The 17589-nt window shown below is 66.0% G+C and carries 12 protein-coding genes; 6 read left to right on the forward strand and 6 right to left on the reverse strand.

Annotated elements, in window-relative coordinates; all coding sequences use genetic code 11:
- Positions 1 to 27 precede the first annotated feature (27 nt).
- Positions 28 to 876: a helix-turn-helix domain-containing protein gene (locus AC1DO7_RS08565; RefSeq protein ID WP_441643549.1), complete on the reverse strand. Its 849-nt coding sequence runs from the start codon at positions 874 to 876 to the stop codon at positions 28 to 30.
- A gap of 499 nt (positions 877 to 1375) precedes the next feature.
- On the opposite strand from AC1DO7_RS08565, the gene AC1DO7_RS08570 reads away from it, so the two are divergent.
- The 3 genes from AC1DO7_RS08570 (at position 1376) to AC1DO7_RS08580 (ending at position 6742) form a co-directional block, all read left to right on the forward strand.
- Positions 1376 to 4363 (forward strand): AAA family ATPase, encoded by a 2988-nt coding sequence (locus tag AC1DO7_RS08570; protein WP_477115997.1) that lies wholly within the window; start codon positions 1376 to 1378, stop codon positions 4361 to 4363.
- A gap of 135 nt (positions 4364 to 4498) precedes the next feature.
- Complete coding sequence (locus tag AC1DO7_RS08575) at positions 4499 to 5509, forward strand: GlxA family transcriptional regulator (RefSeq protein ID WP_441622156.1); 1011 nt, start codon at positions 4499 to 4501, stop codon at positions 5507 to 5509.
- 243 nt (positions 5510 to 5752) lie between these two features.
- Positions 5753 to 6742: an SLAC1 anion channel family protein gene (locus AC1DO7_RS08580; protein ID WP_441622190.1), complete on the forward strand. Its 990-nt coding sequence runs from the start codon at positions 5753 to 5755 to the stop codon at positions 6740 to 6742.
- A 41-nt stretch (positions 6743 to 6783) separates the two neighbouring features.
- Here AC1DO7_RS08580 and AC1DO7_RS08585 read toward each other — a convergent pair whose 3' ends face one another.
- From AC1DO7_RS08585 to pdxR (AC1DO7_RS08595), 3 genes are all read right to left on the reverse strand, one after another.
- Positions 6784 to 7104 (reverse strand): hypothetical protein, encoded by a 321-nt coding sequence (locus AC1DO7_RS08585; protein ID WP_441622158.1) that lies wholly within the window; start codon positions 7102 to 7104, stop codon positions 6784 to 6786.
- Between the two features lie 41 nt (positions 7105 to 7145).
- The gene (locus AC1DO7_RS08590; RefSeq protein ID WP_441622161.1) at positions 7146 to 8042 is read right to left on the reverse strand and encodes an alpha/beta hydrolase; all 897 of its coding nucleotides are present in this window, start codon (positions 8040 to 8042) and stop codon (positions 7146 to 7148) included.
- 406 nt (positions 8043 to 8448) lie between these two features.
- Entirely contained in the window at positions 8449 to 9951 is a 1503-nt protein-coding gene (gene pdxR, locus AC1DO7_RS08595; RefSeq protein ID WP_477115998.1) for a MocR-like pyridoxine biosynthesis transcription factor PdxR, read from the reverse strand.
- A gap of 306 nt (positions 9952 to 10257) precedes the next feature.
- On the opposite strand from pdxR (AC1DO7_RS08595), the gene AC1DO7_RS08600 reads away from it, so the two are divergent.
- On the forward strand, positions 10258 to 11106 hold the full coding sequence (locus tag AC1DO7_RS08600) for a MurR/RpiR family transcriptional regulator (protein ID WP_441622164.1): 849 nt from the start codon (positions 10258 to 10260) through the stop codon (positions 11104 to 11106).
- A gap of 29 nt (positions 11107 to 11135) precedes the next feature.
- Entirely contained in the window at positions 11136 to 13001 is a 1866-nt protein-coding gene (ggt, locus tag AC1DO7_RS08605) for a gamma-glutamyltransferase (protein WP_477115999.1), read from the forward strand.
- Between the two features lie 102 nt (positions 13002 to 13103).
- Here the strand turns inward: ggt and AC1DO7_RS08610 are convergent, their stop codons facing one another.
- On the reverse strand, positions 13104 to 14147 hold the full coding sequence (locus AC1DO7_RS08610; protein ID WP_441622168.1) for a rod shape-determining protein: 1044 nt from the start codon (positions 14145 to 14147) through the stop codon (positions 13104 to 13106).
- A gap of 485 nt (positions 14148 to 14632) precedes the next feature.
- Positions 14633 to 16135: a MocR-like pyridoxine biosynthesis transcription factor PdxR gene (gene pdxR, locus AC1DO7_RS08615; RefSeq protein WP_441622170.1), complete on the reverse strand. Its 1503-nt coding sequence runs from the start codon at positions 16133 to 16135 to the stop codon at positions 14633 to 14635.
- Between the two features lie 167 nt (positions 16136 to 16302).
- On the opposite strand from pdxR (AC1DO7_RS08615), the gene AC1DO7_RS08620 reads away from it, so the two are divergent.
- Positions 16303 to 17577, forward strand: a complete 1275-nt coding sequence (locus AC1DO7_RS08620) for a 4-aminobutyrate--2-oxoglutarate transaminase (protein ID WP_441622172.1) — start codon at positions 16303 to 16305, stop codon at positions 17575 to 17577.
- Positions 17578 to 17589 lie beyond the last annotated feature (12 nt).

The raw sequence follows: 17589 nt of genomic DNA on the forward strand, positions 1-17589 counted from the left end.
AACGCAACTACCTGTCTTGTCGGCGAACTAAACAGGCATGGCCAGATGTGCCGGATCACCCGCTGCCCGCATGGCTACAGGCTTGCGTGCACGTGCTCCCGCCGACCGGGCATCGCGCGTGCCATCGCGAAAAATTGCGGGCGTCATGGCGGTGGCCTTGCGGAATACCGAGGTCATGTGACTCTGACTGACGAACCCGACTTCGAGCGCAATCTCGGCGAGCCCCTGCGTCCCACAAAGAAGCAACTCTCTGACGCGCTCAACGCGGCATTGCGTCAGGTATTGATGTGGACTCAGGCCCGTCGCCAGCCTGAACTGTCGCGAGAAATGCGACGGGCTGACAGCCGCGACGCCGGCGAGTTCTGCCAGGCTGACATCACCGGCCAGATTGGCCTGGATGTAGTCGATCACGCGGCTCAAGACGTGCCTGGGCAAGCCATCGGCGCATGCCGGCACCCTCCGCGCGGAACCGTACATCTGGAGCAAATGCACGGCCAGCACCTGCGCCATTGCGTCGAGATACAGCAAAGGCACTGGATGCCCGCAGGCAATGTCCGCGCGCAGCGAGTCGCCGATTCTGCGCAGGAACATGTCAAGCGCCGTATAGCTCTCCCACACCATCCAGTGACGCAGGCCGCGCGTCTCGGCGACATCCGCCATGACGTCGGGCGACAGAAAAAGGGCGATCAGGCCGGCATTCCGTTTCCACGAGACCGCGTGCGGCTGCTCCGCCGGGATCACCGACACATGATGTCCGCCCACGCTTGCCCTCGCGGTTCGTCCGGCAGCCGTCTGATACCGGATCTCGACGCAGGTTCCGGCAAGGGGGATGGCGATCTCGATGGCACCGTGCGTCTTTTCTTCGCCGCTCTCCATGCGCGACGTGCCGGGCACAACGACCGTCAGTGCCGGTGAGCTAAGCGCTCTCGTTCGATGGTCCGCGACACAAGCAGTCTCTTGCCCTGACTGTCCCCCGGCCCGCAATGTACTAGCGTACATGGCGAATCCGGCTGCCACGACATGCGGATGGGGCATGCACATGCCTGGCCGCCTTCAGTAGCGCGGCAATCCGGTGCAGGCCACCGCATCGCCACGCGCCATCGATGCGGTGCCGCACCGCCATGCGCCGTACCGCGCGCATCCATGCCGTGCCAGTGCCGCGATCGCGGCGCGAATCTGTCCATGCCGTACTCATGACTTCCTCCATGCCCTCTGGCGTGCCCACGCTTGCCGCATCGCAGCATGGCACCACCGCGCCGCCGACAGATCAACCACCGGCTCCATTCCAGCGTAGAAGCGTGACCGTGGAGCGCCTAACATGAACGCGTGGAAGATGCGTGAGTTCTGGGTGGCATTTCCGTGAGAGGCTGACATCGTGGCTACGGGTTATACGTTTGCGCCATTCCGTGTCGATCTCGGGGACGAGCGACTGTGGCGGGGGACCACTCTCCTGCAGGTCCGGCCCAAGACGTTCGCCATGCTGGCCTACCTGCTCGAACATCCGGACCGCCTCGTCACTCACGAGGAACTGCACCGCAATGTCTGGGGTCACTGCCACGTCAGTGAAAGCCTGCTGCGGGGCTATATCCGCGAACTACGACAGGTACTGGGTGACAATGCGGCGACGCCCGCCTTCATCGAGACAGTTCCCCGCCGCGGTTACCGCTTCATCGCCCCAGTCACAGCCGTCCAGGCCGCCGCTGCGGGTGCACCCATGCCGGAGGTTTGCGAATCGCCCGCTCCAGGGCTGGTCGGCCGGGAACGCGAGCGCGCCGCATTGCACGCCTGCCTCGAACGATGCCTTGGGGGCGCGAGGCAGATCGTTTTCATCACCGGCRAACCCGGCATCGGCAAGACCGTCCTTCTCGACAGCTTCCTTTCCGAGTGCCAGCGCGTGCCCGGAGCGGTCGTCGCCTTCGGCCAGTGCATTGAACTTTATGGGCAAGGCGAGCCATATCTGCCCTTGTTGCAGGCCCTGGACACCATCTGCCGCGACGGGTACCACAACAGGCTGCCCGAACTGCTTGCCGAGCATGCACCAAGCTGGCTGATGCAACTCGGGGGTCTGGTGACCGAGACCCAGCGGTCCGCCTTGCAGCAGCGCACGGCAGGAACGACACAGGCCCGCATGCTGCGGGAACTCGTCACGGTGCTGGAGGTGATCGCCCGTAGCACGTTGCTTGTCGTTGCCCTGGAAGACCTTCAGTGGAGCGATTACTCCACGGTCGATCTGGTCTCCCTGCTGGCGCGCGGGCGGGCGCCGGCCCGCCTGCTTCTTGTCGGCACATATCGGCCCGCCGACGTTCTGGCCACGGAGCACCCCATCCGCCACGTCGCGCACGCACTCGACAGGCTCGACAATTGCACGGTGCTCCGCCCGGGTGGCCTGGACCGCGCCGCCGTGAAGCAGCTTCTCGAACACCGGTTTGCGGATCCTGCCCTGGCCGGGACCCTGGCTGAAGCACTGCATTGCTGCGCGGACGGCAATCCCCTGTTCCTTGCCGCGCTGATCAATGATCTGGTCGCCCGCGAACGGGTGCGGCACGTGGCTGGCCGCTGGATGCTGGCGGTGCCGGTCGAGGAAGTGACGGCGCACGTTCCAGAGAGCCTGCGCGAGCTGATCGAAGCCGACATGGATCGCCTCGATGCCGACTCGCAACGGATGATCGAGGCCGCGAGCGTGATCGGAATCGACTTTGACAGTGGGGCCCTCGCCTACGCGCTGGCGACCGACGAATTGGATGTCGCCGCCCGTTGCGACAACCTGGCGCGCGTGCAGCGCTATCTGCGCCGGGTCGAGACCGATGAGGAGGCGACCGGCGTTACCCTCTCGCACTATGCCTTCCTGCATGCCTTGTATCAACAGATTGGCTTGCACCGGAGTTCGGCGGCCCAGCGGGAGATCTGGCACCGACGCATCGCAGGCTATCTCGAGAGCCGCTACGGTGAACAGGTCGAAGAGGTGGCCGCCGAACTGGCCATCCACCTCGAGCGGACCGGCAACTATGCGCGTGCCGCGCATTACTACACGCTCGCGGCCGAGCGCGCCTCTGCGCGCCCTGCGCATCCGGAGGCGGTGCGGCACTTCCGCCGGGGACTGTCCCTGCTGGAGCAGACGCAAGCCAGTGCAGAGCGCGACGCCCATGAATTGCGCATCCAGGTCGGGATGGGCCCATCGCTGATCGCGACCGCCGGCATTGCCAGTCCCGACTTCGAGATTGCCTACTTGCGGGCGCGCGTACTGATCGACCGTCTGGACATGCCCGCGCAGCTCGACAGGGTGCGACATGGCCTGGCCGTCGCCGCGCTCGCCCGCTGCCAGTTTGCTCGCGCGCAGTCGTACGCGCTGGAACTGGAGGCATCGGCGCGACACCAGCAAGACGCCGCACTACTGGCCGACTCGCTCTGGCCGAAGGGGCTCGTGCACCTCTACCGGGGGGAGCTGGCATCGGCCCTGACCTGTCTCGCGGAAATCGACCATGCATACGACAGCGCCAGCGCCCGGCTGCGCCAGCCGCTGTCGGGCCATGATGCGGCGGTGGTCGCCCACGGCGGGCGTGCCTGGGCGCTTTGGATGCTTGGATATCCCGACCAGGCCCTGGCCATGGCCCGGCAAGGTCTGACGCTGGCACTGGCTACCGGCTTGCCGTTCGTGCATGCCAATGCGCTGAACTGGCTCGGCATCACCTGCGTGATGCGACGCGAAACCGAGTCTGCCGCCAACGCGGCGGCTGCCGAAATCGACATCGGCGAGGCACACGGCTTCCGCTTCTGGCACACCCAGGGTCACCTGATCCAGGGCTGGGTGCGCACGTTGAACTCCGGCAACGTGCGCGATCTCGATGCCATGGAGCAGGCGATCCGCGAGCGCCAGGCGCTCGCCCCCATCGGCATCTCCGGCATCGTCTGCCTGCATGCGGAGGCCTGCCTGGCAGCCGGGGAGATTTATCACGGCCTGGCCGTGGTAGACGAAGGACTGGAGCGCGCGATGTCTGGCGAGGAACGCGCATGGCTACCTGAGTTGCTGCGGCTGAAGGGCGACTTGCTGGGCAGACACGCGACCGACGCGACTGCCGATGCCGGCGCCTCCCCCCGGGAGGCACGCGAATGCCTGATCAATGCCATCGAGGCCGCGCAAACCATGTCCGCAAGGTCGTGGGAGTTGCGCGCCGCACTCAGTCTGGCGAGATTGACGGCAGCCGCGCCGGCAGCGTCCGAGACGTCCGCCGCCTTGGCACGGCTGGCGGCGTGCTACGAGCGCTTTACGGAGGGGTGGCGCACATCCGACCTCGCCGAGGCGGCCGCCTTGCTCGGCAGGCCACTCGCAGGCCACGCAAATGGCGCCGGTCTCCTGCAGGGTTGATGCGTCAGCGGATTTTGACAGGGATCGCCTGTTTCTGGCAGACGGTACGCGCCCCTGCCCCCTATCCTTCTACGACCTCGAACCAGCGCCGCAACGCTGTCAAAAGATGGGCGCAATGCGGCAGGAGTCGTCGCCATGCACATTGCCCTTCTTGCACTGCCCGGGGTCCAGATGCTCGACCTCGCGGGCCCAATGGACGTATTCAGCGAGGCTTGCCGTCAACTCGGCGATCCCGGCGCATACACGCTGCAACTGCTATCACCAGACACGGCACCGATCGCCGCGTCAAACGGCGTACGCTTCCTGCCCGACGCCTCGCTCGAGCAAGCGCGGCACGACATCGATACGCTGCTGGTGGCCGGCGGGCCGCATATCGCAGCGTACGAGGAGGACGGCCCGCTGATCGATTGGCTGGCCCGGCAGGCTACCCAGGTCAGGCGCCTGGGCTCGTTCTACGCTGGCGCCTTCCTGCTGGCGCGGGCGCGCCTGCTGGCAGGCCGACGCGCGACCACGCACTGGCGAACCTGCGCGCGCCTCGCGATGGCTTATCCGGACATCCGTATCGAGCCGGACCATATTTATGTGAAGGACGGCCCGGTCTACACCTCGGCCGGCGTCACGGCGGGCATGGATCTGGCGCTCGCCATGGTCGAGGAAGATTTCGGCAACGGCCTGGCATTGCAGGTGGCGCAAGAGCTTGTGATGTACCTTAAGCGCGCCGGGGCGCAACCCCAACTGAGTCTCCAGCTTGCGGTCCAATCCAGCGAGCAGAATGCGATGCGCGATATCCAGGAATGGATCCTCGACGACGTGGCACGCGACCTGACCGTGGAGGCGCTCGCCCAACGGGCGGGCATGAGCGTGCGCAACTTCTCGCGACTGTTCAAGCGCGAGACGCTGACAACGCCAGCCGACTTTGTCGAGCTCGCCCGCGTGGACATGGCGAGGCGCCTGCTGGTGCAGAGTGGCACGCCTCTCAAGAGGATCGCCTACCAATGCGGTTTCAACGGGCAGAACGGACTGCGCCGCGCATTTGTGCGCCGCCTTTCCCTGAGCCCGATCGCCTATCGGCAACTTCACCGCAGCAGCGCCCCCGCTGCGCTGTTCCGGTCAGTTGGACCGCCMGCGTCAGCCCAGCCGTGGTGACCATTGGCAGATAGCTCCCACGTGACCTCGATGGCTTTCGTCCTTCGCGCGGCCCCCGGTCGGGCCGTCTTCTTCCTGGGCGAGACGGATTCGTCTTGTGGCTCCCAAGTCCACCACGTTGGCTGAAACTGACACATCGCCCTCCTTTCGGACTTCCAATCCCGCTTCCATAATCCTTTCAACGCAATCCCGGGCCGCCCCATCACACGAGGTGGCCGGATGTTCAAGGACGCAGAGGACATCATGAATATCGCCTCCACGACCGTAGCCCCCACGCATCATCAGCGCAGCTCGGTCAAGCATCTTCACGTCAACCTGTTCGGTGCCGTCATGGGCCTGTCCGGCCTGTCCCTGGCATGGCGCGGTGCCCATAAGGTCTTTGGTGCCGACCTGTTCGTCGCCGACGCTGTCGGCGTCGTGGCCATGGCCACTTTCCTGGCGCTCACCGCCGGCTACCTCGCCAAGTGGCGGCTCTATCCCGCAGCCGTGAAGGCGGAGTTCAACCATCCGATCGCCGGCAACTTCTTCGGCACCGTGACCATTGCCATCCTGCTGCTGTCGTCGATCGTCGGCACCTACAGCGAAGGCCTCGGACAGATTGTCTGGACGATCGGCACCGTCCTCACCATCGCGTTCACGTTCGTCATTGCCGGTCGCCTGCTCCGTGGCAGCGAGGATCCGGCGCACGCCGCGCCGGCATGGCTGATTCCGGGTGTCGCGACGCTGGACATCGCCGTCGCCGGCGGCACCATGCCGATGGCGTGGGCGCATGAAGTCAACATGTTTGCCATTGCCGTGGGCACGATGGTGGCACTGGTGTTCTTCACCATGATCTTTTCCCGCGTGGTCCATCACGAGCCGCTTCCCAGCGGCATGGTCCCCTCGCTGATGATCATGATCGCGCCCTTCGAAGTGGGTTTCCTTGCCTATGTCAACATCACCGGGCACGTCGACATGTTCGCGGGCCTGCTGTTCTACTTCGGCTTGTTCCTGTTCATCGCGCTGTCGTTCAAGGTGTTCCGCCGCTCCATTCCGTTCGCGGCGTCGTGGTGGGCAATCAGCTTCCCCATGGCGGCCCTGGCCAATGCCGCCCTGAAATATGCCCTCTACGCCGACACGTGGGTGCTCACGTCCCTGGCCGGTCTTATCCTCTTCCTGCTCAGCACCGTGATCCTCGTGCTGCTGGTACGGACGCTGTACAGGCTGTTCACGCACCGGCTGCTGGTGGGTTGACGCGCACCCTTTGCGCTGAACGGGCCCCCCGTGGGCCCCGTTTACGACTGCGTTCTGTCATGGGCAGATACCTCGTGGAATCCGGCAAGCGGAGAAACCAGTTCCGCTGCCACCCCTAGGAACAGCAGCGCGGACTTGATCGCAAGGGCGCAGCTGACCGCGGATGACGACATGACCTGGATGCGCGCCAGGCAATCGTCCGCATCGCATTGCAGTGGCAAGGCGATCATGTTGTCCAAGGCGAACGCCAGGCCGATGCGCGTCATTGCCTCCTGCGTCCGCCGGAACCGGCCAGTCCTGCTAACGCGCACGGTGCTAACGCGCGCCAGCGACGCGGGGTCGATGCGAATAGCGACCTCCATGGGTGGAGATATCCCAGCGTTTTGCATTGCCGTCCTCCCACTCAAGCCGCGAAGCGCCCGCGGATAAAGTCGGCGCCTTCCTGCAAGGCCTGACGCGCTTCGGGCAAGATGCCATGCCACATGTGCCAGGCGTGGAACATGGCGGGCCACGCCCGGAGCCCGATGTCGACGCCAGCCACTGCCGCACGCGCGGCAAGCCGCGTCGCATCGTCCAGCAAGATCTCGTCTCCGCCCACGTGAATCAGTATCGGTGGCAAGCCACCAAGGTCACCAAACACCGGCGACGCCAGTGGATGCCGCGGATCGTGTTCTTCCTGCAGGTAGCTTCGCGCAAAGAATCGCAGGGCGTCCAGCGAGATGCGCGCGTCCACGAGCGCCTTGGTGCGGATCGTGTCGCCGCTGAGCGTCAGGTCCGTCCACGGAGACATCAGGAAAGCCCCCTTGGGCAGTGGCATGTCGTGAAGCTTGCACATCAGCATCAGCGCCACGGCAAGTCCGCCTCCTGCCGAATCGCCCGCCAGGACAATAGCGGGATCTTCGCCGAGCCGGTCATGCAACCACTTGTAAGCCTCGTATGCAGCGTGCAAAGCGTGTGGGAAAGGATGCTCTGGCGCCCGGTGATAATCGAGCGCAAAGACATCACGATGCGTTTCGCGCGATAGCGCGGCAGTCATCGTCCGGTACTGGCAAGGGGTATGAAGGACGTACCCTCCGCCGTGGAGATAGAGGATCGCCTGATTGCTCGCCGAGCCCGGCGAGATGGTCCACAGTCCGGGAACATCGCTGCCCTCGACAAAGCGGACGCCAGCCGGAATGGGAAGCGCGTCGTACAGGGCATCGGCGTGCTCGCGCATGTGCGACAACGAGGCATCCTCCGGCAGTCGTGCCCTGTCGTCCCAGAGGCGCTGAATGATCTCCTCCCGTTGCTGCGAGGCCATGCCATACTCCATGCGTGTCAGACGATGAACCGAGCATAGACAGGCATCGCCCAGGCCGTCTGCCAAGTCGGCAGCAGCTTCGGCCAGCCCGCCTCGCTGGCCGCCTCGTTGGCCGCCTTTGACACAAGCATGGCGCTTTTCCGCCTCTACGCCCTGCCTGCACTCTCTACGGCAACGGCCCCTCCCTCCAATGGGTATGAGGTCATCGCGGCTTTCTCCTACTGCGCGGCACGACTGTGCGCGATTGAAGAGCGCCACGCGCCGTGACCCTCCAGCTTTGGCGACGACGACGACGGCGGCATGAGGCAAGCGCACTTTATCTGCCGCGGCGCTGGCCGCGAGGCAGTTCTTCTGCGATCCGGCGCAACGCGTGCCGAGGCAGCCCGCCGCGTCTTGGCCACCCGCCTCAGGCCCCGCCGACCGATTCGATGGCCGCCGCCAGCCTGGCCACCGCCGGAGCGATCTCCTCCTCGCTGACCCCACCGTAGCCCAGCACCAGGCCGTTCTGCGAGCGCCGGGGGTCCGCGTAGTAGGACGACAGCGGGCGCGCCACGATCCCGTGGGCAAGCGCGGCGCGCGATACCAGGTGATCCTCCGCGCGGCGCAGGAGGACGGTCAGGTGCAGCCCGGTGTCGGTGCCGACGATATCGATCTCGCCGTCAAGCCGTCGCTGCAATTCCCGCGTGAGAAGCGCCTGGCGCTCGCCATAGATCTTGCGCATGCGCCGGATATGGGCGGCGTAGTGCCCGTCCGCGATAAACAGTGCCAGCGCGGTCTGGATCTGCAGCTGCCCGCCGCGATACAACTCGGAGTGTGCTACGGCGAAGGCATCCACCAGTGACGGCGGCAGGATCAGGAAGCCGAGCCGCAGGCCGGGGTACAGCACCTTGGAGAAGCTGCCCACATAGATGGTGTTGCGATGGGGATCGAGGCCCTGCAGCGATGGCTGGGGCGCGCCGTGGTAACGGAACTCGCTGTCGTAGTCGTCCTCGATGATCCAGGCGCCGTAGCGATGCGCCAGCTCCGTGAGCAAGCGACGGCGTGCCAGGCTCATTACCACGCCGCTGGGGTACTGGTGCGACGGGGTGACGAAGATGAGCCTGGGCGCGGTCTGCGGCGCAACCGGGGGCTGCATGCCCTGCGCGTCCACCGGCACCGCCTCGACCTTCAGGCCGGCGGCGCGAAACACGCTGCGCGCGCCCCAGTAGCCTGGGTCTTCCACCCACACCACATCGCCCGGATCGGCGAGCAAGCGGGCGCACAGGTCGATGGCCTGGTGGCTGCCCTGCGTCACCACGATCTGCTCGGGCGAGCAGTCGACGCCGCGTGCGAGCGCCAGGTATTGCGCCAGCGCGCGCTTGAGCGGCGGGCAGCCGTGCCGCGTGCCATAGCCCAGTTGTTCCTGGCAGGCGGTTTTCCAGACCTGGGTGATCAGGCGCTGCCATGTCGCCCGTGGAAACTGCCTGACATCCGGAATGCCCAGCACGAACGAGCCCACCTGCCGGTCCGATGCGCCGGCGCCATCGAGCAGTTCGCGGGCTCTTGCGGACAGGCGCGATTCCTCGCGCGGCGGCGCGATCTCGCTCGCCTGGCTCAAGCCGAACACACTCTCGCGCAGCGCGGGATCGGGCGGTGCCTTGCCGACGTAGGTGCCACTGCCGCCCTGTGTCAGCGTATAGCCCTCTTCGGTGAGGCGCTCATACGCATACAGGACGGTGTTGCGGGCGATGCTCAGGCCTTTGGCAACCTCGCGCSTCGGCGGCAGGCGCGTACCGGCCGACAACTGGCCGGCCAGGATCGCGCCGCGGATGTCGTCAAACAACTGCCGGTTCAAGGGGAGGCCCGATCGGTCGGGTTGCGCCCAGTGACTGCGCCCGAGAAGCCAGTCGATCAGTGGCGTCTCTTTCAAAGTCTTCGCTCCCTCTGCTCGTTGAGTCCTGACTCTTGGCTAGTGACATCTTGGTGCGTGCTGGACGTCTGTAACGTACGCTACAAGAAAAGCTGAGAACTGAGCCGAGTGTTTCACCAACAAACAATACACGCAGCGTCCGCCAGGCGAAACTGAGGGTTTTTACTCGGTCTTTGCCGAACTGCCCAATGATATTCTCCGATTTGTTTCACGCGCTGTAACGTTTATTACGCAACACTGCCCCACTGCATGGTGGCAAGGCAGTCCCTTCCGGAGAGCGGCTTGGCCAGGTTATCAATCAGGGAAATGCTGGCGGACCAGGCCGCCGGCTTCACCACGTCGGAGCTGAAGGTGGTGGAAACGCTGCTCGCCAGCTACCCGAGTGCCGCGCTGACGTCCATCTCGAACCTCGCGGGTCAAGCCGGGGTCAGCGATCCGACGGTGTACCGGCTGGTCGTGAAGCTGGGATTCGACGGTTACCCGTCATTTCAGCGAGCGCTCCTGGCGGAGGTCGACGAGGCCATGAATTCGCCGCTCTCCCGGCTCGGCGCGCCAGGCAACACAGCACTCGGAGACGATTTCCAGCGGGGTTCGCTGGCAAGCCTGGCGATGTCGGTCGAGCGCGTGGCGCAGCACGCTTCGCCGGAGGACTTCGACACCGCCGTCGAATTGCTCGGCAATGCGCGGTCCGCCGTGTTCTGCACCGGCGGACGATCGAGCTTGTTCCTGGCCTCGCGGCTCGCGTCGCACCTGACGCATATCCGTCCCAAGGTCCGTCTCGTCGAGCCTGCCCTGGAGCGGGCGAACGAGGCACTGGTCGACATCGGGCCAGACGATGCGCTGGTCGTCTTCGACTATCGCCGCTATCAGAAAAGCGTGATCGACTTTGCCGCCGCGGCGCATCGCCTGGGCGCAAGGATCATCCTGCTTACCGACGAGTGGAAGTCGCCGATCGCCGGCTTCGCCACGGCCACGCTAAGCAGCTTTGTACAGACCGGCTCACCGTTCGATACGAAGGTGCCCGCGCTGGCGCAATGCGAGACCTTGATTGCCGCGCTCATTGCCCGCTTTCCCGAGGAGGCAAAACGCCGGCTTGAAGCCATCGAGGCCGTACGCCGCTCTGCCACCCCCGAGGGTGCAAGCATCGATTTCTAGAATGCCTTTCCTTTCAGGAGAATGATGAAATGGCCACTCAGCAGTTTTCATTGATGCGCCGGGGCAGCCCGCTGGCCTTGGCGCTCGCCCTGCTAAGCGCATGTTCGACGCAAACCGGGGTGTCCTCGGCGCCGCCGGCCACAACCGCTCCCGCGGCAACGGCCTTGCCCGCGGCGCCGGAAGTCTCGTCCGGCTACCGGCCGGGCATGACCACCACTTACGCCGACAAGCATATGGCCGCGGCTGCCAATCCCCTGGCCACCGAAGCCGGCCGCAAGATCCTGCGCGCGGGCGGCACGGCCATCGATGCGGCCATCGCCAYGCAGGCTGTGCTGACGCTGGTCGAGCCGCAGGCCACCGGCATCGGCGGTGGCGCCTTCATCATGTACTGGGACGGCAAGCGCGTGCAGGCTTACGACGGCCGCGAGACCGCGCCCGCCGGTGCCGGCGAAAACCTCTTCATGCGCCCCGACGGCAAGCCCATGAGCTTCAGCGAAGGGCAGATCGGCGGGCGTTCGGTGGGCACGCCTGGCGTGCTGCGCGCGCTGGAACTGGCTCACCGCCAGCATGGCAAGCTGCCCTGGGCCAAGCTGTTCGAGCCGGCCATCGCGCTGGCAGAGCAGGGTTTCCCGATTTCGCCGCGCCTTTATACGCAGATCGCCGCCGACAAGTTCCTCCCGGCCTCGCCCGAGATGGCAGCCTACTTCCTGACACCGGACGGCAAACCCAGGCCGGTCGGCACCATACTGAAGAATCCGGCGCTGGCCAACACACTGCGCGAGATCGCGCAGCGCKGGCCAGACGTGCTTTATACCGGCCCGATTGCCAGCGAGATCGTCAAGCAGGTCAACGGGAGTGCCAACCCGGGCTCACTCTCGCTGGCTGACCTGAAGGATTACCGCGCCAGGGAGCGCGCGCCCATCTGCAGCGACTACAAGCGCTGGAAGGTCTGCGGCATGCCGCCGCCATCGTCGGGCGGCATCGCGATCGCGCAGATGCTCGGCACCTTGCAGGCGCTCGCGGCGAAAGATCCGAAATACGCGCTCGCCGCGCTGCGGCCCAAACAGGTAGCCACGCCTGCCGGCGTCGAGCCGGGCATCGACGCTGTGCACGCGCTTTCCGAGGCCGGGCGCCTGGCCTATGCGGACCGCGGCCTCTATGTGGCGGACTCGGATTTCGTGCCCGTCAATGTGGCGGGGCTGCTGAGCCGTGACTACCTGGCAAGCCGCGCGAGCCTGATCGGCGACGAGAGCATGGACAAGGCGGAGGCCGGCGTGCCACCCGGCGCCACACTCGCGCTGGCGCCGGACCGCTCGCCGCCGCGCGTGTCCACGTCGCAGATCGTCGCGGTGGATGACACCGGCGGCGCGATTTCCATGACCACCACCGTCGAGAGCTATTTCGGCTCGCATCTGATGGTGCGCGGCTTCGTGCTGAACAACCAGCTCACCGATTTCTCGTTCGTGCCAAGCGAGAACGGCAAGGCGGTCGCCAACCGCGTGCAGCCCGGCAAGCGCCCGCGCTCGTCGATGGCGCCCACGCTGGTGTTCGACCGCGAGACCGGCAAGCTGGTCGCAACCGTGGGTTCGCCCGGCGGCTCGCAGATCATCGAGTACGTGTCCAAGACGCTGGTGGGCCTGCTGGACTGGAACATGGACGTGCAGGCGGCCATCAACATGCCCAACTTCGGCAGCCGCAACGGACCGACGGAGCTGGAAGCCGGCCTGGTCAGCCCGGCCCTGGTGCAAGGCCTGAAAGACCGCGGGCATGAGGTCGCGCAGATCGAGATGACCAGCGGCACGCAGGCCATCATGCGCCGCCAGCGCCCCGATGGCACCTGGGCATGGGCCGGCGGCGCCGACCCGCGCCGCGAGGGGGTGGCACTGGGGGATTAAGCGCGGTTGCTCGATGGTGCTTTCGGCGCTTTCGAAGCGCCGGGACTGCGACGCGCAAGGCCGGCCCGAGGGCCGGCCTTCTTCGTTGCGACCGGCCAGCCCTTACTCGTAGGAGAAGAAGCTGCCGAGCTTGTCCATGCGTTCGAGCGCCATGCCCGCGCCCCGCACCACGCAGGTCAGCGGGTCATCGGCCACCACGACCGGCAGGCCGGTTTCCTCGGCCAGCAGGCGATCCAGGTCGCTCAGCAGCGCGCCGCCACCGGTGAGCATCATGCCGCGCTCGGCAATATCGGCGCCGAGTTCCGGCGGGGTCTGCTCCAGCGCGATCTTGACCGCCGACACGATCTGATTGAGTGGTTCGGTCAGCGCTTCCAGGATTTCGTTGGACGACACCGTGAACGCGCGCGGGATGCCTTCGGACAGGTTGCGGCCCTTGACTTCCATTTCGCGGATTTCGGCACCCGGGAAAGCCGAGCCGATTGTCTTCTTGATGGCCTCGGCGGTCTGCTCGCCGATCAACATGCCGTAGTTGCGCCGGATGTAGTTGACGATGGCCTCGTCGAACCTGTCGCCGCCCACGCGAATGGAACCCTTGTAGACCATGCCGCCCAGCGAGATCACGCCGACCTCGGTGGTGCCGCCGCCGACATCCACCACCATCGAGCCGGACGGCTCCGACACGGGCAGCCCCGCGCCGAGCGCGGCCGCCATGGGTTCCTCGATCAGGTAGACCTGGCTGGCRCCGGCGGCCAGCGCGGATTCGCGGATGGCGCGGCGCTCGACCTGGGTCGAGCCGCACGGCACGCAGATGATCATGCGGGGCGAAGGCCGCAGCAGCTTGGTGTCGTGCACCATCTTGATGAACTGCTTGAGCATCTGCTCGGTGACCCGGAAGTCGGCGATCACGCCATCTTTCATCGGGCGGATGGCCTCGATATTTCCAGGTACCTTGCCCAGCATCTGCTTGGCTTCCTTGCCCACCGCCTCGATGGTCTTGCGGGGATTGGGGCCACCCTGCTGGCGAATCGCGACCACCGAGGGCTCATCGAGGACGATGCCCTTGTCGCGCATGTAGATCAGGGTGTTGGCGGTGCCAAGGTCGATCGCGAGATCGCTGGAGAAGTAGCTACGGAGGAATCCAAACATCAGGGAACTTTTATCTGGTGGTTCGCAAGCATGCGAACCGGCGGGCGCCAGTTCTGGCGACAAGCAGGCTATGGATAGCGACGCATGCAGGAAGCCTTCATGCGTCGCGCGTCGCGCGGAGCGGCCTTCGGCGGTGGCCGGCGCTCCGTCACTTTTATATGGGCGGCAAAACCCGGTGGTGGCCACATCCGTGCGGCTTGGTGGCGAAACCGGCCACCAGGCAACCGCCGGACAGGCTACATCGTTGAAACCGCGCCCGGATCACAAAAAAATCCTGGCGAGACGCAAGCGGAACATCCCTGGCTCGGGGAGTGGCGCGTGCCGTACTTGCGCCACGCTAGCGCGTGAGCCGGGCGCAAACCAGATGCCCACCGGATGCTAACCGGGAACGAATGATACCTTGCGGCAAAGTCTTCCTGCTTAAAAACGGCGTCCGCAAGCCGTGACGCCAGGGACCGGACCGGGGGCCGCCCTCCTCGTCTTGCTCAGTGCGACAGCAGCCGGACGTCCCGCAAGCAACCCAGCAATACCTCGAACGCCGGCCCTATCTGCTCCTCCGGCACGCACGCATACCCGAGCAACAACCCCCGCTGCACCGCACTGCCCAGGAAATACCGAGACAGCGGCCGCACCAGGATGCCCCGGCGCCCGGCCTGCTCCGCAATGGCCACATCGTCCGCGCTGTCCGGCAGGCAGAGAACCAGGTGCAAGCCGGCATTGCTGCCGTAGCGGTGCAGCGCTTCGGGTCCCAGATAGCGCTCGATCAACCCGGCCAGGATGGCGCGGCGGCGGCCGTAGAGCAGCCGCATGCGGCGGATATGCGCGGCATAGTCGCCCGCCTGCATGAACTCGGCCACGGTGGCTTGCGTCATCAGGTGGCCGGCGCGGTACAGCTCGGAATGCGCGGTCTGGAAGGCGCCGGCCAGCGCGCGCGGCAATACCATGTAGCCCATGCGCAGCCCGGGGAACAGCGTCTTGCTGAACGTGCCGATATAGATCACCGGCGCATCCGGCTCCATGCCTTGCAGCGACGGGATTGGCTGGCCGGAGAAACGGAACTCGCTGTCATAGTCGTCCTCGACGATCCAGCTGCCCTGGCGCCGGGCGTATTCGAGCAGCGCGCGCCGCCGCGTCAGGCTCATGACGGCGCCGAGCGGATACTGGTGCGATGGCGTGACAAAGATAAAGCGCGGCGGCTGGCCTGCGTCCTTCCCCGCCGGAATCGTCAGCCCTTCCTCATCGACCGGGATCGGCATCATGTGGATGCCGTTCATCTGCAGCAAGCCGCGAATCCCCCAGTAGCTGGGCTCCTCCACCCAGGCGTGCTCGCCAGACATGCCGAGCATGCGGACCAGCAGGTCGATGCCCTGGTGAATGCCTTCGGTAATCAGCACCTGGGCGGCGTCGCATTGCACCGATCGCGCCACCCGCAGATGGGCCGCCACGGCTTCGCGCAAGGCGGGCAAGCCACCGCCATGGCAATAGCTGAGCCGCTCGGGCGGCGGATTGCGCCACAGGCGGGCGGCGATCTGCGCATAGCGCTGGTGCGGGAAACGCGTCACATCCGGCACGCCCGGCATGAAGGCGCCCCACTGCGATGGCGACGCCGAGGCATTGGCCAGCAATTCCACGCCGCGCGGCGACAGGCCCGGCATGGCCCGGGCCTGCGCGCTGCTGGCCTGGCTGGCCTTGGCATTGAGATAGGCCTCCGGCGCGGTGGCCGCCACGAAGGTGCCGCTGCCGGTACGGGCATGCACATAGCCCTCGGCCAGCAACTGCTCGTACGCAAACATCACGGTATTTCTCGACATGCCGAGCTCGGAGGCAAGGTCACGCGATGGCGGCAGACGGGTCTCGGGCCCCAGGCTGCCATCGAGGATGGCGCCGCGGATGCACTCGTAAAGACTGCGATTCAGCGGTTTCGCAAGGGCTGCGGGACCGTCCGGACCCAGGCGCTGAAGCAGCAAGTCGCCACAGATCGATCTCAATTGGCACCATCAGATATGGGAATGCGGTACTGGATTGTAGTGCCAAAGGAAGTTGAAATGCACTGCATCGTTGCGATCGCGATCGATCGACAGCCAGCGAAAACCCGCGAGAACCGCGCCCGGCCGGCAAGCGCCGCCCGGGCCATACCAAGCAACACGGAGAGCCCATGAAGAACCTCGAACTGAATCAGCGCCGCGCCCTTGCCACCCCCCGCGGCGTCGGCGTGATGTGCGACTTCTATGCAGACCGGGCGGAAAACGCCACGCTCTGGGATGTGGAAGGCCGCCAGTACACCGACTTTGCCTGTGGCATTGCCGTGCTCAATACCGGCCACCGCCATCCGCGCGTGATGCAGGCGGTGATCGCGCAGCTCGAGCGCTTCACGCATACCGCGTACCAGATCGTGCCCTACGAGAGCTACGTGGCGCTGGCCGAGCGCATCAACGCCCTGGTGCCGATCGATGGCCTGAAGAAGACCGCCCTCTTCACCACCGGCGCGGAGGCCGTGGAAAACGCGGTCAAGATCGCCCGCGCGCATACCGGGCGCCCTGGCGTCATCGCGTTCTCGGGCGGCTTCCATGGCCGCACCCTGCTTGGCATGGCACTGACCGGCAAGGTGGCGCCGTACAAGGTCGGGTTCGGGCCGTTCCCGTCCGACATCTATCACGCGCCGTTCCCGTGCGACCTGCATGGCGTGAGCACCGAGCAATCCATCCAGGCGCTGGAGTCGCTGTTCAAGACGGATATCGACCCGCAGCGCGTGGCGGCCATCATCATCGAGCCGGTCCAGGGCGAAGGCGGCTTCCACCCGGCGCCGGTGGACTTCATGCAGAAGCTGCGCGCGCTGTGCGACAAGCACGGCATCCTGCTGATCGCCGATGAGGTGCAGACCGGTTTCGGCCGCACCGGCAAGCTCTTTGCCATGTCGCACTACCCGGTGGCGCCCGACCTCATCACCATGGCCAAGAGCCTGGCGGGCGGCATGCCGCTGTCGGCCGTGTGCGGCCGCGCCGCCATCATGGATGCGCCGCTGCCCGGCGGCCTGGGTGGCACCTACGCCGGCAACCCGCTGGCGGTGGCCGCCGCCCACGCGGTGATCGACGCCATTGAAGAAGAGCATCTATGCGACCGCGCCACCGCGCTCGGTGAGCAACTGAAGGCCGTGCTGCAGTACGCGAGCCACACCTGCCCGGTGATTGCCGACGTCCGCGGGCTTGGCTCCATGATCGCGGTGGAGTTCTACGATCCGGCCACCGGGCAGCCCAGCGCTGAGCTGGCCAAGCGGGTGCAGCAGCGCGCCATGGAGGCAGGGCTGATCCTGCTGACCTGCGGCACGTACGGCAACACCATCCGCTTCCTCTACCCCCTCACCATCCCGCAAGCCCAGTTCGACGCCGCACTGGTGGTGCTGACGAAGGTGCTGGCCGGCATCACCGCATAAAGGGAGACACCG

Source organism: Cupriavidus sp. 05N40, from assembly GCF_056397305.1.

What these genes read in the sequence shown, in the direction of transcription:
- AC1DO7_RS08565 (WP_441643549.1), bottom strand. Translation starts at nt 876, where the DNA reads ATGGAGAGCGGCGAAGAAAAGACGCACGGTGCCATCGAGATCGCCATC.
- AC1DO7_RS08580 (WP_441622190.1), top strand. Translation starts at nt 5,753, where the DNA reads ATGAATATCGCCTCCACGACCGTAGCCCCCACGCATCATCAGCGCAGC.
- AC1DO7_RS08585 (WP_441622158.1), bottom strand. Translation starts at nt 7,104, where the DNA reads ATGGAGGTCGCTATTCGCATCGACCCCGCGTCGCTGGCGCGCGTTAGC.
- AC1DO7_RS08590 (WP_441622161.1), bottom strand. Translation starts at nt 8,042, where the DNA reads ATGGCCTCGCAGCAACGGGAGGAGATCATTCAGCGCCTCTGGGACGAC.
- AC1DO7_RS08600 (WP_441622164.1), top strand. Translation starts at nt 10,258, where the DNA reads ATGCTGGCGGACCAGGCCGCCGGCTTCACCACGTCGGAGCTGAAGGTG.
- AC1DO7_RS08620 (WP_441622172.1), top strand. Translation starts at nt 16,303, where the DNA reads ATGAAGAACCTCGAACTGAATCAGCGCCGCGCCCTTGCCACCCCCCGC.